This is a genomic window from Sphingomonas yunnanensis, from assembly GCF_019898765.1.
Lineage (GTDB): Bacteria > Pseudomonadota > Alphaproteobacteria > Sphingomonadales > Sphingomonadaceae > Sphingomonas > Sphingomonas yunnanensis.
In genome coordinates, this window is record NZ_JAIOKB010000002.1 from 411,619 (window position 1) to 428,240 (window position 16,622).

Sequence of the window (16,622 nt, forward strand, 5' to 3'; positions counted from 1 at the left end):
CGCCCGTGCGATCGGCCGAGGCGCCGGCGTCCATCTTGCTTGCCGAACCGCCGCGACGGGCACGCGCCCGCCGCGGCGAGCGGCTCAGTGCTTCGACGCGGCGCTGCTCGACTTCTCGGCGGGTGCCGCGCCCTTCCTCGCGAAGGTGGCCGGCGTGTAGAACAACGGCGACCAGTCGAAGTTGAAGCTGTCCCCCTTGTTGAGGAAGTCGATCCCCAACGGACGACCGGTGGAACGCGTGCCGAGCACGAGCTGCGCCACCGACTGACGGTCGATCGGACCGAAGTCTCTCGTATCGCGGGTAAGCATCTCGTTGTTCGAGACCATCATCGCCTCGTCCCAGCCGAGCGCCTCACGCACTTCAGAAGTCATACTATTGTACAGCATGTTGATCGCAAGTGCCTGACCGCGGCGGTCGAAGCGGTGCATAACGTCATTGCTGAATGGCTCCAGCGCCACACGAGTGCGCTCGGTGAATTCACCGCTCGCCCAGCCGGCCTCCGTCTCGGTGAACTGGTGATTACGGTTCAACGCGATGGCGGCGAGTTCCTGATCGGAGAATGACGAGTAATCGGCGCGGATGCCCTGCTCCGACATGTCATACTTGATCCGCGTGCCGGCCTTGCGTGCCTCGGCATATTTGGCGTCGAGCAGCTGGCGCGCGCGGTTGCCCGTGTCGGCGAAGCTTTCCTGGTCGGTCGGCGTTGCCGAAGCCTGAGTCGCGGATGCTCCACTTGTCGTCTTCACGCCATCGTGACGAACCGAACCAAGCGCCGGCGACGCCGGTATCGCGCTTGCCGTGCTGCTGTGTGTCGCTAAGATTTGCATTGTTGCCTCCGTTCGCTGATGGACGCTGTTACTTCATCGAAAAGACGGCGCCGAAATCGCCAGTTGTCGCCGTGGTAGACGTGTCCCTCGACTCCACCTTGCAGGTTGGCGACCCCGAGTTCGCGGTTGCGTTTGCCGTGCCGGTCCAGTAGCCGGCCGCGCCCGTGATCGAGTTGGGATTTGTGTAGATCGTGCTGATCACGAAGCGACAGGTATCCACGCCATTCTTGTAATCGACATAGGCGGACGAGACCGTACTTCCGCAATCAGTGCTCGACACCTCCGATGTTCCCCCTGGATTGATCGACTTAGGCGTGGGAGAAAGCGTGCCGCAGAAACTAGTCTTAGCTACAGATATTTCCTTGTTACCCAAGTTCTTGAACGTCATCGAGACCTTCGCCGCGGACGCGGGTACGCTCGCGATCGAGGCCGCCACCAAGACGCACAGGCCGAACTTCCGCATTGATCAATCCTCCTATCACCGGCATAGACGCCGGCGTTTCAGCAGTTATCTTATGTATTGCACGCAGGTCCAACGAACTATAGCAAGTGTTTGATTATAAGTAGAGCCGCTATAACTATCCCGTAATCAACGTTGTGGCCGCCAACTTTCACCACGACTATCACGTCTCGTTGCCTCAATACGGCGAGACGCGGGCGCGCCGCTACCGCGCGCTCGCCCGCTGTCCTACGTCGCCCGCCCCCGGCTAAGATAGCGCCGTGCCGTTCCCGCCGCCCCCGCCCCGACCCATGCGCGACCGCGCCAGCGGCTCAACATTCGCAACATTCGCTCCAACATCACTCAACGTTCGCGCCCGCCCGCGCCCGCCCGCCCCACCATCCCCACCGCGCCGCCGCATCCTCGCCCAGATCGCGCGCCACCCACGGCGGCGGTGGCGCGGGCGCGCGCGGCTGGGCTATAGCGAGGGGTGATGCGGCTTCTTCTCCAACGATTGCCGGCGCTGCTGGCGCTCGCCTCGCTCCTCCTGTCGCCTGGGGCGGCGAGCGCGCAGGGCAACAGCTTCGATCTCGCCGGCCCGGCGCTGACCATGTCGATCACGCGCGCGAAGGTGACGCTGCCGATCGGCCAGGTGCCCTCCTTACGCGTCGGCGACCAGCTCGAGCTCAAGGCGGACCTGCCGGCCGACCAGGCGGCGCGCTACCTGCTCGTCCTCGTCTTCCTGCGCGGCGCGACCAACCCGCCGCCCAAGAACTGGTTCTACGAGGCCGAGACCTGGAACCCCAAGAAAGCGACGCTCAGCGTCAAGGTGCCCGAGGGCGCGCAGCAGGCGATCGCGCTGATGGCGCCCGAGACCGGTGGCGGCTACAACGCGCTGGTCAAGGCGGTGCGCGGGCGCCCCGGCGTGTTCGTCCGCGCCGCGCAGGACCTCTACCAGGCCTCGCTCGACCGCGCCCGGCTCGAGACCTTCGTCAACGGCGTCGCGCGCGTCGAGGAGAGCGCGCCCGAGCGGCTCGTCCCCGTCTCCACCGCGCTCGCCGGCTCGCTCGGGATCAAGCTCAACGCCGACTGCCTCGCGCGCAGCCGCGCGCTCCAGGCCTCGTGCCTGACGCAGAACCGCGACGGCATGGTGCTCCAGACCGGGGGCGGCGCGGCCTCGCTGATCGACGTGATCGGGGGCACCACCACCCAGTTCGCCTACAGCCTCGCCGCCACCAAGGAGGGCGGCGCGGGCGAGTTCAGCCCGTATATCTCGCTGGCGCGCGACTTCGCGCGGCTGTTCGGCGTGTTCCGCAGCGCCGACTATCAATATTCGCCCGCGCTGGCGGTGGGGCAGAACGAGCGGCTGCGGCTCCAGCTCAACACGCCGCCCTCGTTCCAGAATCCCAAGTCGGTGCTGGTCGCGCCGCTGCCCCCGATCGGCGCCGCCGCACCGCCGCCGCTGCGCGCCGCGCTCAAGGACGCGGTGTGCCTCGCCAAGCCCGGGCTGGTGCTGCCGCTCGAGGACGCGCCGTTGGTGTTCGCGACCGACTATGCACGCGCGCTGACGCTGCGCCTCGCCCTGGCGGACGGCAGGACGGTCGAGCTGCCGGTGACCGCCGACGCGGAGCGCGGCGGCCTCGTGGTCGGGCCCGACGCGCAGAAGCTCGGCGCCAGCACGATCGGCGAGGCGGTGCTGACCGGCCGCTGGGGCTTCGACAGCTTCACCGGCCCGCGCTTCCCGCTCCAGAACGGCGCGCCGGCGGCGTGGCAGCCGCGCCCCGACGACACGGTGGTGGTCGGCCGCGACGCGCCGCTGACGCTGCGCGGCGGCGCCGCCGCCTGCGTCGAGCAGGTCGCGCTGCGCGATCGCTCGGGCACGATCAGGCCGGTCGAGTGGAAGGCCAGCGCCCCCGACGAGATCGGCGCGACGCTGCCGCTCCAGCGCGCGCGCCCGGGTGACCTGACCGTGCTGGTGTCGCATTACGGCGCCAGCGCGCCGGCACAGCTGACGCTCAAGGGCCAGAGCGAGGCGAGCCGGCTGGAGGGCTTCACGCTCTACACCGGCGACAAGGAGGGACGGCTGGTCGGCGCGCGGCTCGACCAGGTCGCCTCGCTCGAGGTGGCGGGCCTGACCTTCACCGCTGGCGCGCTGTCGCGCGACATGAGCGGCGGCGACCGGCTCGCGCTCACCACCGAGGCCAGTACCGAGACGGTGCCGACGGGGACGAGCGACGCCAAGGTGACGCTCAAGGACGGGCGCACCACCGCGGTGCGCGCCACGATCACGCCGCCGCGGCCGCGGCTCGAGCTGGTCAGCCGCAGCGTCGCCGCGCCCGCGGCGCCCGACCGGCTCGCGCTCGAGCTGCCCGACTTCGCGCTCGCGCCCGAGGCGACGCTCACTTTCTCGGCGCGCGCGGTCAACACGCGGCTGAGCGCGGGCGACCTGATCGAGGTGGCGACCGCCGACGACGGCGCCAGCGCCAGGCTCAGCGTGGCGAGTGGCAAGCTCCAGCTGATCGGCAGCGACGTCGCGGTCGCCAGCCTCACCCCGCGCGAGGCGCTCGGCGCGGCGGCGACGGGGCCGCTCAAGATGCGGCTGGTGCAGGGCGATCTGGTCGGCGACTGGCAGCCGCTGGCGCGCGTGGTGCGACTGCCCGAGCTGACCGAGGTGCGCTGCGACGGCGCCACCTGCACGCTGCGCGGCCGGGAGCTGTTCCTGATCGCGCAGGTGGCGGACGAGGCCGGCTTCCAGAAGTCCCAGACCGTGCCGCTCGGCTTCGTCGGCGGCGAGCTGGCGGTGCCCCATCCGGTCGGCGGCGCGCTCTACCTCAAGCTCCACGACGCGCCCGACGACGTCGTCAGGCTGGTGGTGCCCGCGGCGTCGGCGAAGAAGGCGAAGTGAGCGGGGGCGGTGCGCCACGCTCCCTGCGCCCCACTCCGTCATCCTGACCTTGTTTCAGGATCCACCGTTCCTCAGGACCCGCGACCGCTGGGGTGCGCGGCACCGTGGATCCTGAAACGAGTTCAGGACGACGTCACGGATTGGACGGTGTTCCTCACCCATCGCCCCTCACACCGCCACGGCGCGGGCCGCCGTCGGCCGCAGCCGATAGCCGCCGCGGTGCAGCGCGCGGCGCACCTGCGCCAGCGGCTGGTCGACCCAGCGATACATCGCCGCGGCGTAGACGAAGGCGAGCGGATAGGCGACCAGCGCCGCGGCGCCGCGGCCCATCCCACTCAGCGCCATCACCAGCGTCAGCAGCAGCAGGTGCGACAGGTAAAGGCTGTACGAATAGTCGCCCACCCGCTTCAGCGGCGCCGAGGAGAGCCAGCGCGCGACGCGGCCGCGCGACTGCAGCACCGCCGCGAACAGCACGAAGAAGGCGAGCGACTGGAGCGAGTAGCGCAGCGTCTGCCGGAACAGCTCGTCGCGGATCGCCAGCGTGGCGAGCAGCAGCGCCGCCGCCAGCACGGTCTCACGCCGGCGCGGCCGCCACGCGGCGGCGCCGTCGAGCACCGGGTTGCGGTGGAGCGCCAGGCACGAGCCCGCGAGGATGCTGTCGATCCGCGTGTGCGACCAATAATAGAGCGAGTCGAGCGGGTCGCCGGCGAGCGCGTGGGCGCCGCGCACCAGCAGCACCAGCACGCAGAGCGCCAGGCACAGCTGCGCCGCGCGCGCGTTCGGCAGCCGCCGCAGCACCGCGACGTACAGCACCGGGAAGGCGAGGTAATAATGCTCCTCCACCGCGAGCGACCAGACCGGCATGCCCGGCACCGCGCCGCTCAGCCCGAAGCTGTCGGTGTAATTGTTGAGGAACAGGAACTGCGCCGCCAGCGCGCGCGGATCCAGCCCCGCCCCGCCGCTCGCGGGGAGCACGCCGGCGAGCACCAGCAGGAGGCCGAGCCCGAGCGTGATCCACATCGGCGGCACGATCCGCAGCACGCGGCGCGCGTAGAAGCCGCGCAGGCTCACCGCCATGGTGCGCGTCTGCTCGACCCGCATCAGCGTGGTGATGAGATAGCCCGACAGGAAGAAGAAGGCGGAGACGCCGAGCCCGCCGGGCACGATCCGCTCGAGCCCGGCGTGCGACAGCATCACGATCGCCACCGCGCAGGCGCGGATGCCGTCGAGTGGCGCGATATGTCCCACCGGCGCGGCGGCCGCGCCGTCTCCGTTCGCCAAGTTGTCGCCCCCACTTCTTACAATCGCCCGCGCGGCCGATGGGATCACGGGAGAGTCCATCGAACGGCGGATCGATTCGTATCACCGTGCCGGCTGTCGCACGAAGCGGCTTACATTTGCTTTAATGTACAATCTGCTCCAGTTTCGGACAGATATGTGGCGCCTCACCCCGGCGATATCGAGCCGTGTTCGGCGCGAGCTATTTACCTCTCGTCAACCACGAACCGATAACCCTTCGTCTTATGGCCGCGGCGCGGCGCAGGAGAGAGCTTCCGATGACGATCGCGTCGACCCCGCTGGCCAGGGCCAACCGCCCGTTTCCTCGCGTCGCCGCGCTGATCGCCTTCGCCTCGCTCTCGGCGTGCGGGGGTGGTGGGAGCAGTGCCGCGGCCGCCTCCCTCGCCGCGCCCGTCGCGGTGGTCGCGGCGGCTGCCCCGGTCGCAGCGACCGCCCCCGCCGCGAGCTCGGCGCCGGTCGCCGAGCCCACGCCCGCGCCGAGCACCGCCCCCGCGGCGAGCGGCAGCGGCGTGCTGTCCGAGGGCGATTCGATCTCGGTCTTCTGGGGCGGCAGCCACACCGGCCTCTACGCCGCGTCCCACCCCAAAGTGACCTTCCACGGCAAGGCGGTCGGCGGCTCGGGCGTCAACGACCTCGCGGCGCGCGCCGACGCCGACATCGCGCTCCACCCGCGCCTGCTCACCGTGCTGATCGGCGCCAACGACCTCCAGGGCGCCAGCGGCGCGCGCGCCTGGCTCGAGCAATTGTTCCGCTACACCGCGCGCTTCAAGGCGGCGGGGGTGACGGTCGCGGTGGGCACGCTGCTGCCGGTCAACATGCCCGACCAGCCGCACTATACCAGCATCCACAACGAGCGGCGCCAGATCGTCAACGCCGAGCTCCGCGCCGCGGTGGGCCATGAGATCGACGCGGTGATCGATTTCGCCGCCGATCCGGTCATGGGGCCGGACACCGCGCCGCTCGACAAGGCGCTCTACAAGGACGGCCTCCACCCCACCGACGGCGCGCCCGGCGGCGTCGGCGGCCAGGGCAAGCTCGCGCTGATCTACGCCAAGGCGGTCGACGCGCTGCTGAAGTGACTCAGCCCGGGTCGTCGAGTGTGAACAGGTCGCCGGCCTCGTCATAGGCGAACAGCTCGGCGTAGCGGCCCCATTCCGTCACCGCGCGCAGCGTGTCGTCGGCGAAGTCGGGCGACAGCGCCTCTTCCAGCTCCTCGCGGAACAGCCGCGCCGGCGCCTGGTGGCCCGCGCGGGTGTCGAGCGCGGCGCGGATCGCGCCCGCCAGCGGGACGTGCGCCAGCAGCGCCGCGCGGAACATCGCCTTGCGCTGGTCCACGTCCTCCTGCGCGAAGGCCGCGCCCGCGGCGGTGAGCGTCACCTCGCCCTCCGCCAGCGCGACGAAGCCGAGCTGCTGCAGCGTCTCGACGATCGGGAACAGCTCGTCGACCTCGAGCTGGAGCGTGTCGCCCAGGTCCGCCAGCGGGGCGCGGCCGTCGAACGGCGCCGCCTCCACCTCCTCGATCAGCCCGGCGAGCGCGGTGACCGACACCGGCGCGAGCGGCCGGCCGAGCGCCGGCGCGGGCGCGTGCGCCTCCTCCGGCGCGGGCGCGGCGCGCTGGGTCATGCGCGCGTAGATCCGCTCGACCAGATCGCGGAACGCGGGATCGAGCCGGTCGCGCGGCTGCGGCAGGTCGATGCGGAACTCGGCGACGATGCGCCCCGGATTGGAGGAGAGCACCAGCACGCGGTCGCTCATCAGCACCGCCTCCTCGATATTGTGCGTGACGATCAGCACCGCGGCGATGCCCAGCCGCCCGTCGCCCCACCATTCGATCAGGTCGCTGCGCAGCGTCTCGGCGGTGAGCACGTCGAGCGCGGAGAAGGGCTCGTCCATCAGCAGCAGCGACGGCTCCACCACCAGGGCGCGCGCGAGCCCGACGCGCTGGCGCATGCCCCCCGACAGCTCGCGCGGGAAGGCGTTCTCGAAGCCGTCGAGCCCGATCAGGTCGATCGCGGCGAGCGCGCGTCGACGCCGCTCGGCCGCGGGTACCTTCTTGGCCTCGAGCCCGAGCTCGACGTTCTGCAGCACGGTCAGCCACGGCATCAGCGCGAACGACTGGAACACCATCGCCACCGAGCGCGCGCGCCCGTCCGCGGCCGGCATGAAGCGCAACGTCCCGGAGTCGGGTGTCACCAGCCCAGCGATCGAGCGCAGCAGCGTCGACTTGCCCGAGCCGGAGCGGCCGAGCAGCGCCACCACCTCGCGCTCGTGCACCGTGAGCGCCACGTCGTCGAGGATCGGCGGCCCCTCGCTGCCGCCGTAGCGGTGGCTCAATGCCTCGACGATGACGAGCGGTGGGTTGTGCTGCGCCATGCGCGCCTCCTTCACGACAGCCGCAGCCGGCGCTCGGCCAGCCGATAGAGCGGGCGGAACAGCGCCCGGTTGATCGCGATCACCAGCGCCGACATCACCAGGATGCCGAGCAGCACGCGCGCCTCGTCGCCCGCCGCGGTGGCCTCGGCGATATAGCTGCCCAGCCCCGCCGCGGTCAGCCGCGTGTGGCCCCAGCTCACCGCCTCGGCGACGATGCTGGCGTTCCACGAGCCGCCGCTCGCGGTCAGCGCGCCGGTCACGTAGGAGGGGAAGATCGCGGGCAGGATCAGCCGCCGCCACCATGCCCAGCCCCTGAGCCCGAACAGCCGCCCCGCCTCGCGCAGGTCGCTCGGGATCGCGCTCGCGCCCGCGATCACGTTGAACAGGATGTACCATTGCGTGCCGAGCCCGATCAGCGGGGTCAGCCAGATATCCGGGTCGGCGTGCCAGTGCACGATCAGCACCACCGCGACGGGGAACAGCACGTTGGCGGGGAAGGCCGCGAGGAACTGCGCCACCGGCTGCGCGCGGGCGGTCCAGCGCGGGTGGAGCCCGATCCACACGCCCACCGGCACCCAGACCAGGCTCGCCGCGACGATCAGCACCGCCACGCGCACCAGCGTGTAGAGCGCGAGCCGCACCACCAGCAGCGCGTCGGCGAGGCTCAGCCGCGCCGCCAGATAGCGCACCGCCAGCAGCGCCGCACCCGCCGCGGCGAGCGCCACCGCGACCTGCCAGACTCGCTGCGACCGTGCCGCGCGCCGTTCGGCGGCGTCGCGCGCGTCGAACGCCCGGTGCTGGGGAGCGCCGCGCGGCGCCGGATCGAGCAGCAGCACCGCGGCCGTCAGCGCACGCCACGGCGCCACCAGCGCGGGGAGCAGCCGCGCGCGCCGCAGCACATCGAACAGCCAGGAACGCGGCGGCGCGACGCTCGCGGTCTGCTCGACGCGGAAGCGATCGGCCCAGGCGATCGCGGGGCGGAACACGAGCTGGTCGTAGAGCAGGATCACCGCCGCCATGGTCGCCACCGCCAGCGCGACCGCGCCGAGATCGCGCCGCTCGATCGCCACTCCCAGCCAGGAGCCGATGCCGGGCAGCATCACCTGAGTCCGCCCGACGCTGATCGCCTCCGACGCGACGACGAAGAACCAGCCGCCCGACATCGACAGCATCGCGTTCCACACCAGCCCCGGCGCGGCGAACGGCAGCTCGACGCGCAGCAGCCGGCGCAGCGGCGACAGGCCGAAGCCGCGCGCCACCTCGGCCAGGTCGTCGGGCACCTGGCGCAGCGACTGGTAGAGGCTCAGCGCGATGTTCCACGCCTGGCTGGTGAAGATCGCGAAGATCGCGGCGCACTCCACCCCGAGTCGGCTGCCCGGGAACAGCCCCATGAAGGCGGTGACGGTGAAGGTAAGAAAGCCCAGCACCGGCACCGACTGGAGGATGTCGAGCGCGGGGACGATCACCAGCTCGGCGCGGCGGCTCTTGGCGGCAGCGGTGGCGACCACCACGCTGAACACCAGCGACGCCGCCAGCGCGGCGAACAGCCGCAGCGTGGTGAGCAGCGCGTAATAGGGCAGCGCGCGTGGATCGAGCGTGATCGGCTCGAGCTGGAGGCGGCGCAGCGGCTCCACGGCGTCGTGCGCGCCCGCCGCCACCGCGGCGCCGAGCCCGGCGAGCAGCGCGAAGAGCGCGAGATCGGGCCAACCGAGCGCGACGCGGCGGGTCCCCGGCGGCGTCGCGGCGCGGCCGAGCGGGCGGGAGAGCATCGGGCGGTCGCGTCAGGCGGCGCGGCGGTGCGCCGCCACCATCGCGCGCAGCAGGCGCGCGCGATGGAGCGGCACGGCGGCGAGCGCGGCGCGGATCGCGCGCCCGCGCGCCGCGGCGCGCTGCGCGAGCAGGCGCTGGCCCTTGCCGTGGTCGTGGTAGGCGGGCGCGATCCCGGCGGTGCCGTGCTCCGGCGAACGCCGGCGATCACGCTCGTGGCCCTGGGTTCCTGCGTGCGCAGGAACACGATGCTCATCGCAGCAAGGGACATCGAACTCGGGCGAGCGCACCACGGCGCGCGGGTCATATCGGGTCATGGCGACCTCCATCGGGGTTCCGGTGACGGGACCCGGCGGCGGTCGGCTCAGGTCAGCGCGTGCCGACCTCGCGAGCCACCGACGGACCCGTGCGCTGACGTGCGGTGACGGCGAAGCGGGTGCTTCGACTGTCTCCGTCGTCGGACAAGGGACTAGATCGGGGCATCGGTGCGCGTTTCTCCGAGTCGCGCGGGAGCGCGCGAATGGCGTGGCCCTTACGCCTGTCGCGCCGCGGATCAACCCCCGCGCGCGCCGGCTTCCTACCCGATATGAGCGTGCGGGCCGCGCCTCGCCGCCCGCACGCCCGCGCTCAGCCCGTCGCCCCCAGCATCTCCGCCACCCTGGTGGTGAGCGCGTGCATCGTGAAGGGCTTGGTCAGCAGCTCCATGCCCGGCTCGAGATGCCCCCCGCCGACCGCGACATTCTCGGCGTAGCCCGTCACGAACAATACCTTGAGCCCTGGGCGCAGCGCGCGCGCGGCGTCCGCGACCTGACGGCCGTTGAGACCGCCGGGCAGACCGACATCGGTGATCAGCAGGTCGATCGGCGCGTCCGAGCCGAGCACCTTCAGCCCCGCCGCCCCGTCGGCCGCGCCGATCACGGTATAGCCCTGCTCCTCCAGCACCTCGTCGATCAGGTGGCGGATCGTGGTCTCGTCGTCGACCACCAGCACGGTCGCGCCGCGCACCGCCGCGGCGGTGTCGCCGACGCCCTCCTCCTCGCCGCCGAGCGCCGCGCCGGCGTGGCGCGGCAGGTAGATGGTGATCGTGGTGCCCGCGCCCGGCGCCGAGTCGATCCGCACCTGCCCGCCCGACTGGCGCGCGAAGCCGTAGATCATCGACAGACCCAGCCCGGTGCCCTGGCCGATCGGCTTGGTGGTGAAGAAGGGCTCGAAGGCGCGCTCCACCGTCTCGGGCGCCATGCCGGTGCCGGTGTCGCTCACCGCGACGCTGAGGTAGGCGCCGGGCTCCAGCTCGAGCGCGCGCGCGTCCGACTCGTCGATCCAGCGGTTGGCGGTCGCGATCGTCACGCGGCCGCCCTCGGCCATGGCGTCGCGCGCGTTGATCGCGAGGTTGAGGATCGCGCTCTCCAGCTGGGTGGCGTCGATCATCGCGGTCCACAGCCCGGGCGCGGCGACCACCTCGATCGCGCTGGTCGGGCCGATCGAGCGCTGTAGCAGCTCCGCCATCCCCCCGATCAGCCGGTTGACGTCGGTCGGCCGCGGATCGAGCGTCTGGCGGCGCGAGAAGGCCAGCAGCCGTTGGGTCAGCGACGCGGCGCGGCGGCTGGCACCCTGCGCGGCGAGGACGAACCGCTCGAGGTCGTCGTGCCGCCCGCGCGCCAGCCGCGCCTGCATCAGCTCCAGGTTGCCCATCACGCCGGTGAGCAGATTGTTGAAGTCATGCGCCAGCCCGCCGGTGAGCTGGCCCACCGCCTCCATCTTCTGGGCCTGGCGCAGCTGCCCTTCGGCGGCCGCGAGCGCTGCCGTCCGCGCTTTCTCCTCGGTGGCGTCGCGACCGACCGCGATGATCTTGCCGTCGCCCGGTCCTGCCGCCCAGACGATGTCGCGGTAGCTGCCGTCGCGGTGGCGGTAACGGTTGTGGAAGCGCGCGAACGCCTGGCCGGCACCGATTCCCGACGCGGCGACGTGCGTGTCGTCGAGGTCGTCGGGATGAACGAAGGCGAAGATCGGGCGGCCGACCAGCTCATAGTCGGCCCAGCCGAGCACGCGCGTCCACGCCGGGTTGACCGCCTCGATCGTGCCGTCGAAGCCCGCCACGAGCATGATGTCCGACGACAATTGCCACAGCCGGTTGCGATCGGCGGTGCGCGCCGCGACCTCCTGCTCGAGCGTGGCGTTGAGCCGCTCCAGCTCCTGCTGCGCCTGCCAGCGCGCGGTCTCGTCGCGCGCGATCTTGATGAAGCCGCGCTCCTGTCCCTGCGCGTCGACGGGCAGGGGGTGGATCGAGCCGTTCAGGAACACGCGCGTGCCGTCGCGGCGCAGGTGCCAGCGCTCGTCGGCGGCGCAGCCATCGCGTGCGGCGCCGGCGATCTCGCGCACGTCGGCGCCGGCGGCGCGGTCTTCGAGCGTGAAGATCATCGCGGCGGAGCGGCCGATCGCCTCCTCGGGCGGCCAGCCCAGCACCGCCTCCGCGCCCGCCGACCAGCTGGTGATCACGCCGCCCGCGTCGGTGGTGAAGATCACATGGTCGCGCGCGCCCTCGATCACCAGCCGCAGCCGCTCCTCGCTCTGGCGCAGCGCGGCGTCGCCGAGGACGCGCGCGGTGGTCTCGTTGGTGAAGATGAAGAGGCCGGCGACCCCTCCCTCTGAGTCGAGGATGCGCGAGTAGGAGAAGGTGAACCAGGTGTCCGCCGGCCCACGATCGGTGTCGAGCTTCCACGGCAGATCGGTGAAGCGCTGGCTGCGCCCGGCGAAGGCGTCGTCGATGATCGGCTTGGCCTGCGCCCAGGCGTCGGCCCAGACGGTGCGGAACGGCGCCCCCATCGCCCAGGCCAGCCGCGGCCCGAGCAACGGGAAATAGGTCTCGTTGAAGAAGAAGCTGAGCTCCTCCGCGCCCCAGCACAGAATCATCGACTCGGGCGAGTTGAGCACGATGCTCAGCGTCGCCTTGAGCGCCTCGGGCCAGTCGGCGGGTCCGCCGAGCGGGTGGTCGGTCCAGTCGCGCGCGAGGATCAGCTCGGTCGCGCGACCGCCCCCGGCGAGGAAGCGCAGCGGCGCGGGCAGCTCGGCCGGATCACGGTAGAGGGCGGAGATCATGGGCCTATCGCGTTAGCGCGGGAGCGGCGGCAAAGATACTGCCCGGCACGTGCTGGCTGTCCTGCGTTCCGCTCGGACGGCCAGCGTGCTCCTGCGCACGCAGGAGCCCAGAGCCACGGACGCGTCGCTCTGGCACCCGGGGGTTCCCGCGTGCGCACGAACACGGTGCCACCGGGGGCAATCCCGTCTATCGCCGACGCATGGCCAGACCCGACCTCTTCCTCGCCCAGCCCCAGTCCGCCACGCTCGAGGCCGCGCTGGCCGAGCGCTTCACGCTCCACCGCGGCACCGCGCCGGCGACGACCCGCGCCGTGGTGGGCGGCGGCTCGCTGCGCTGGCGGGCGGCCGACTGCGAGCGGCTGCCCGCGCTCGAGATCGTCGCGATCCACGGCGTCGGCCACGACGGGATCGACCTCGACGCGGCGCGCGCACGCGGCGTACGCGTGACGATCACGCCCGAGGTGCTGACCGACGACGTCGCCGATCTCGCGCTCGCTCTGTGGCTGGCGGTCGAGCGCGCGGTGGTGGCGAACGACCGCGCGGTGCGCGACGGCGGCTGGGGCGTGCCGCTGGCACGGCGCGCGACGGGGCGGCGCGTCGGCATCTTCGGCCTGGGGCAGATCGGCCGCGCGATCGCGGCGCGCGCCGCGCCCTTCGCCGGCTGGATCGGCTATTGCGCGCGCTCCGCCAAGCCGGTGCCCTATGAGCGGCTGCCCGACATCGCGGCGCTGGCGGCGGCGAGCGACGTGCTGATCCTCGCCGCGCCGGGCGGCGCCGCGACCGAGCGCGCGGTCGACGCGGCGGTGCTGGGCGCGCTCGGCGCGGGCGGCGTGCTGGTCAACGTGGCGCGCGGCAGCCTGGTCGACGAGGCGGCGCTGGTGCGCGCGCTGGAGCGCGGCGTGATCGCGGGCGCGGGGCTCGACGTCTTCGCCGACGAGCCGCGCGTGCCCGCGGCGCTGCGCGCGCTGCCGCAGGTGGTGCTGGCGCCGCACCAGGGCAGCGCCACGCGCGAGGCGCGCGCGGCGATGGAGGCGCTGGTGCTGGCCAACCTCGACGCCTGGCTGGCGGGAAAGCCGCCGGTCTCCGCGATCGCCTGAGCGGAGGCGTCATAGGGTCGGAAGACAGAGGCAAGCGGACACGTCGGCGAACACTGGCTCGACGGTACCCTTTCGCTGCCGTCATCCTGAGCTTGTCTCAGGATCCACCGTCCCGCGAGCATCCCGGCCGGAGAGCGCGCGGCCCGGTGGATCCCGGACCACGTCCGGGATGACGGAAGAAGGGTGCTGCGCCCAGTGACGCTAGGACGTCCTCGTCGACGCCACTGGCGTGCTCTTGCGCACGCGAGAGCCCAGGGCCACGACGATCCCCCTCGACCTGGACCCCGGCGTCCGCCGGAGCACCGCCCGGCCTTGCCCCCGAACACACCCGATGCGATACCGTCCGCCGGGTGTCCGCGCCGCCACGGCGCGCGGGCAGGTTCTCGCGCTGGTCGGGCCGCCAGCGCGTCGACGCCTGCCCGGAGTTCGCGCCATCACCCAGCCGATCCACTTGCCCCGTGCGCGCGCCAGCGCGCTGCGCCGCTTCCTCACCGGCCAGGCCGCCGGCGGCGCGGTGCTGATCGCCGCCGCCCTGCTCGCGCTGCTGCTCGCCAACTCGCCGCTCGGCTCCGGCTATGCCTCGCTCCTCCACGCCCGGCTCGGCCCGCTCGCGCTGGAGAAGTGGATCAACGACGCGCTGATGGCGGTGTTCTTCCTGCTCGTCGGCCTGGAGATCAAGCGCGAGACGCTGCACGGCCAGCTCGCCTCCTGGTCGCGCCGGCTGCTGCCCGGCATCGCCGCGGCGGGCGGGATGGCGGCGCCCGCGCTGCTCTACCTCGCGATCAACCGCGGCGGCGCCACCCAGGGCTGGGCGATCCCGGCGGCGACCGACATCGCCTTCGCGCTCGGCGTCATCGCGCTGCTCGGCGAGCGCGTCCCCGCCTCGCTGCGAGTCTTCCTCGCCGCGCTGGCGATCATCGACGACCTCGGCGCGGTGGTGATCATCGCGCTGTTCTACACCGGCGCGCTGGCGTGGGCCTATCTCGCGGGCGCGGGCGCGGTGCTGGTCGTGCTGGCGCTGCTCAACCGCGCGGGCGTGACCCGGCTGACGCCCTATCTGCTGCTCGGCGTGCTGCTGTGGTGGCTGGTGCTGCGCTCGGGCGTCCACGCCACGCTCGCGGGGGTGATGCTGGCCTTCACCATCCCCGCGCAGGACGGGCGCGAGGGCAGCCCGTTGTGCCGGCTCGAGCATCGGCTGCACGCGCCGGTCGCCTTCCTGATCCTGCCGCTGTTCGCGCTCGCCAACGCCGCGGTGCCGGTGCTGGGCCTGCCGCCGGGCGCGCTCGCCGCGCCGGTGACGTTGGGGGTGGCGGCGGGGCTGCTGCTCGGCAAGGTGGCGGGCGTGTTCGGCTTCGCCGCCGCGGCGGTGCGGCTGCGGCTGGCCGAGCTGCCCGTGCACGCCGGCTGGACGCAGCTGCTCGGCGTCGCTCTGCTGTGCGGGATCGGCTTCACGATGAGCATCTTCATCACCTTGCTCGCCTTCGCCGACGCGCCGCTGCTCCAGGCCGAGGCCAAGCTGGGCGTGCTGGCGGGCTCGCTGCTCTCGGGCGCGGGCGGCTTTCTGCTGCTGCGGCTCGCCGCTCCCCGGACGGATCGTTAGCGCTTACAGCGAGTTACGAAGCCGATCCGGCGCGGGAGGGCGACCATGCGGCACGACGACCACGGTGACCAGACATTCGGCAAATCGGGCGTGAAGATCCGCGGCGGGCTGATCTATCTCGCCTTCCTGCTGGTCGCGAGCATCGGCATCCTGTTCTACGCCGGCGACGTTATCTGAGGCGAACCGCCGGGCGGAGCCGCTCGGTCGAGGACGAGTAGCTCAGTCGACGGAGGGGACGCCTCCCTGCCCCTCCGTCATCCCCGCGTAGGCGTGGATCCGGACGCGCTGGCGCGCATGAGCCGCATTGTCCGTGCAACCGGATTCCCGCCCGCGCGGGAATGACGTCCAAGGTGAGTGTCGCGGTAAGCGATCAGCGCTGCGGCGCCGCCTCACCCACTCAGAACGCGGGCAGCACCGCGCCCTTGTACGTCGTCTCGATGAACGCCCGCGTCGCCGGGCTGCGCAGCGCCGCCACCAGCTTGCGCACGCGCGGGTCGTCGGCGCTGCCGGGGCGGCCGACGAGATAGTTGACGTAGGGCGAGTCCTTGTCCTCGATCGCGAGCGCGTCGCGCACCGGGTTGAGCTTGGCGTCGAGCGCGTAATTGGTGTTGATCAGCGCCAGATCCACCTCGCCCAGCACGCGCGGCAGCGTCGCCGCCTCCAGCTCGCGGAACTGCAGCGCCTTGGGGTTGCTCGCGACGTCGCGGATCGTGGCGAGCGGGTCGGCCGGATTCCTGAGCCGGATCAGCCCCGCCTTCTGGAGCAGCTGGAGCGCGCGCCCGCCGTTGCTCGGCTCGTTGGGGATCGCGACGCTCGCGCCCTGTGGCAGCTGCGCCAGCGTCTTCCATCGGCGCGAATAGGCGCCGAGCGGCTCGACGTGGACGCCCGCGATCGGCACCAGCTTGGTCCCGCGCTCGCGGTTGAACTGGTCGAGATACGGCTTGGTCTCGAAGTAATTGACGTCGATCTGGCCCTGGTCGACCTGGAGGTTGGGCTGGACATAGTCGTTGAACACCCGCACCTCTAGGGTGACGCCTTCCTTCGCCAGCAGCGGCTTCACCTGCGCGAGGATCTCGGCGTGCGGCACCGCGGTGGCAGCGACGGTGAGCGTCGCGCCGTCGCTCTTGCCGGCGCTCCCGCCCCCGCCGCAGGCGGCGAGGAGCAGCGCGGGGAGCGTGACGAGCAGCAGGCGGCGGTCGAGCAGGAGGGGGATCATGT

The 16,622-nt window shown here is 72.1% G+C and carries 13 protein-coding genes; 5 read left to right on the forward strand and 8 right to left on the reverse strand.

Annotation, left to right across the window (positions count from 1 at the left end; genetic code table 11):
• Nucleotides 1–84: 84 nt before the first annotated feature.
• Entirely contained in the window at nt 85–828 is a 744-nt protein-coding gene (locus tag K7957_RS08150; RefSeq protein ID WP_223011474.1) for a hypothetical protein, read from the reverse strand.
• A gap of 28 nt (nt 829–856) precedes the next feature.
• Nucleotides 857–1,291 (reverse strand): hypothetical protein, encoded by a 435-nt coding sequence (locus K7957_RS08155; RefSeq protein WP_223011475.1) that lies wholly within the window; start codon nt 1,289–1,291, stop codon nt 857–859.
• A gap of 469 nt (nt 1,292–1,760) precedes the next feature.
• Here K7957_RS08155 and K7957_RS08160 point away from each other — a divergent pair, with 469 nt between their 5' ends.
• Nucleotides 1,761–4,172, forward strand: a complete 2,412-nt coding sequence (locus K7957_RS08160) for a hypothetical protein (RefSeq protein WP_246616840.1) — start codon at nt 1,761–1,763, stop codon at nt 4,170–4,172.
• Between the two features lie 168 nt (nt 4,173–4,340).
• On the opposite strand, the gene K7957_RS08165 is transcribed toward K7957_RS08160, so the two are convergent.
• Nucleotides 4,341–5,453, reverse strand: coding sequence for an acyltransferase family protein (locus K7957_RS08165; protein ID WP_223011476.1), 1,113 nt, complete (start codon nt 5,451–5,453; stop codon nt 4,341–4,343).
• A 275-nt stretch (nt 5,454–5,728) separates the two neighbouring features.
• Between K7957_RS08165 and K7957_RS08170 the strand changes: the two genes are divergently transcribed.
• A complete protein-coding gene (locus tag K7957_RS08170; protein ID WP_223011477.1) occupies nt 5,729–6,550 on the forward strand; it encodes an SGNH/GDSL hydrolase family protein in 822 nt (273 codons plus the stop codon).
• A 1-nt stretch (nt 6,551) separates the two neighbouring features.
• Here K7957_RS08170 and K7957_RS08175 read toward each other — a convergent pair whose 3' ends face one another.
• From K7957_RS08175 to K7957_RS08190, 4 genes are all read right to left on the reverse strand, one after another.
• Nucleotides 6,552–7,844, reverse strand: coding sequence for an ABC transporter ATP-binding protein (locus K7957_RS08175; protein ID WP_223011478.1), 1,293 nt, complete (start codon nt 7,842–7,844; stop codon nt 6,552–6,554).
• An 11-nt stretch (nt 7,845–7,855) separates the two neighbouring features.
• A complete protein-coding gene (locus tag K7957_RS08180; RefSeq protein WP_223011479.1) occupies nt 7,856–9,613 on the reverse strand; it encodes an ABC transporter permease in 1,758 nt (585 codons plus the stop codon).
• Between the two features lie 12 nt (nt 9,614–9,625).
• A complete protein-coding gene (locus K7957_RS08185) occupies nt 9,626–9,928 on the reverse strand; it encodes a hypothetical protein (RefSeq protein ID WP_223011480.1) in 303 nt (100 codons plus the stop codon).
• Between the two features lie 310 nt (nt 9,929–10,238).
• On the reverse strand, nt 10,239–12,707 hold the full coding sequence (locus K7957_RS08190) for a PAS domain S-box protein (protein WP_223011481.1): 2,469 nt from the start codon (nt 12,705–12,707) through the stop codon (nt 10,239–10,241).
• A gap of 200 nt (nt 12,708–12,907) precedes the next feature.
• Here K7957_RS08190 and K7957_RS08195 point away from each other — a divergent pair, with 200 nt between their 5' ends.
• From K7957_RS08195 to K7957_RS20535, 3 genes are all read left to right on the forward strand, one after another.
• Entirely contained in the window at nt 12,908–13,804 is an 897-nt protein-coding gene (locus K7957_RS08195; RefSeq protein WP_223011482.1) for an NAD(P)-dependent oxidoreductase, read from the forward strand.
• Nucleotides 13,805–14,249: 445 nt separating this feature from the next.
• A complete protein-coding gene (gene nhaA, locus K7957_RS08200; protein WP_425517193.1) occupies nt 14,250–15,404 on the forward strand; it encodes a Na+/H+ antiporter NhaA in 1,155 nt (384 codons plus the stop codon).
• 45 nt (nt 15,405–15,449) lie between these two features.
• Entirely contained in the window at nt 15,450–15,581 is a 132-nt protein-coding gene (locus K7957_RS20535) for a hypothetical protein (protein ID WP_277980622.1), read from the forward strand.
• Nucleotides 15,582–15,801: 220 nt separating this feature from the next.
• Here the strand turns inward: K7957_RS20535 and K7957_RS08205 are convergent, their stop codons facing one another.
• Nucleotides 15,802–16,620 carry a MetQ/NlpA family ABC transporter substrate-binding protein gene (locus K7957_RS08205; protein ID WP_223011484.1) on the reverse strand — a complete coding sequence of 273 codons (819 nt, stop codon included), beginning with the start codon at nt 16,618–16,620 and terminating at the stop codon, nt 15,802–15,804.
• Between the last annotated feature and the right edge of the window lie 2 nt (nt 16,621–16,622).

Coding starts and splice junctions, on each gene's coding strand:
- K7957_RS08150 (WP_223011474.1), bottom strand. CDS start 828: ATGCAAATCTTAGCGACACACAGCAGCACGGCAAGCGCGATACCGGCG.
- K7957_RS08155 (WP_223011475.1), bottom strand. CDS start 1,291: ATGCGGAAGTTCGGCCTGTGCGTCTTGGTGGCGGCCTCGATCGCGAGC.
- K7957_RS08160 (WP_246616840.1), top strand. CDS start 1,761: ATGCGGCTTCTTCTCCAACGATTGCCGGCGCTGCTGGCGCTCGCCTCG.
- K7957_RS08170 (WP_223011477.1), top strand. CDS start 5,729: ATGACGATCGCGTCGACCCCGCTGGCCAGGGCCAACCGCCCGTTTCCT.
- K7957_RS08175 (WP_223011478.1), bottom strand. CDS start 7,844: ATGGCGCAGCACAACCCACCGCTCGTCATCGTCGAGGCATTGAGCCAC.
- K7957_RS08180 (WP_223011479.1), bottom strand. CDS start 9,613: ATGCTCTCCCGCCCGCTCGGCCGCGCCGCGACGCCGCCGGGGACCCGC.
- K7957_RS08185 (WP_223011480.1), bottom strand. CDS start 9,928: ATGACCCGATATGACCCGCGCGCCGTGGTGCGCTCGCCCGAGTTCGAT.
- K7957_RS08190 (WP_223011481.1), bottom strand. CDS start 12,707: ATGATCTCCGCCCTCTACCGTGATCCGGCCGAGCTGCCCGCGCCGCTG.
- K7957_RS08195 (WP_223011482.1), top strand. CDS start 12,908: ATGGCCAGACCCGACCTCTTCCTCGCCCAGCCCCAGTCCGCCACGCTC.
- K7957_RS20535 (WP_277980622.1), top strand. CDS start 15,450: ATGCGGCACGACGACCACGGTGACCAGACATTCGGCAAATCGGGCGTG.
- K7957_RS08205 (WP_223011484.1), bottom strand. CDS start 16,620: ATGATCCCCCTCCTGCTCGACCGCCGCCTGCTGCTCGTCACGCTCCCC.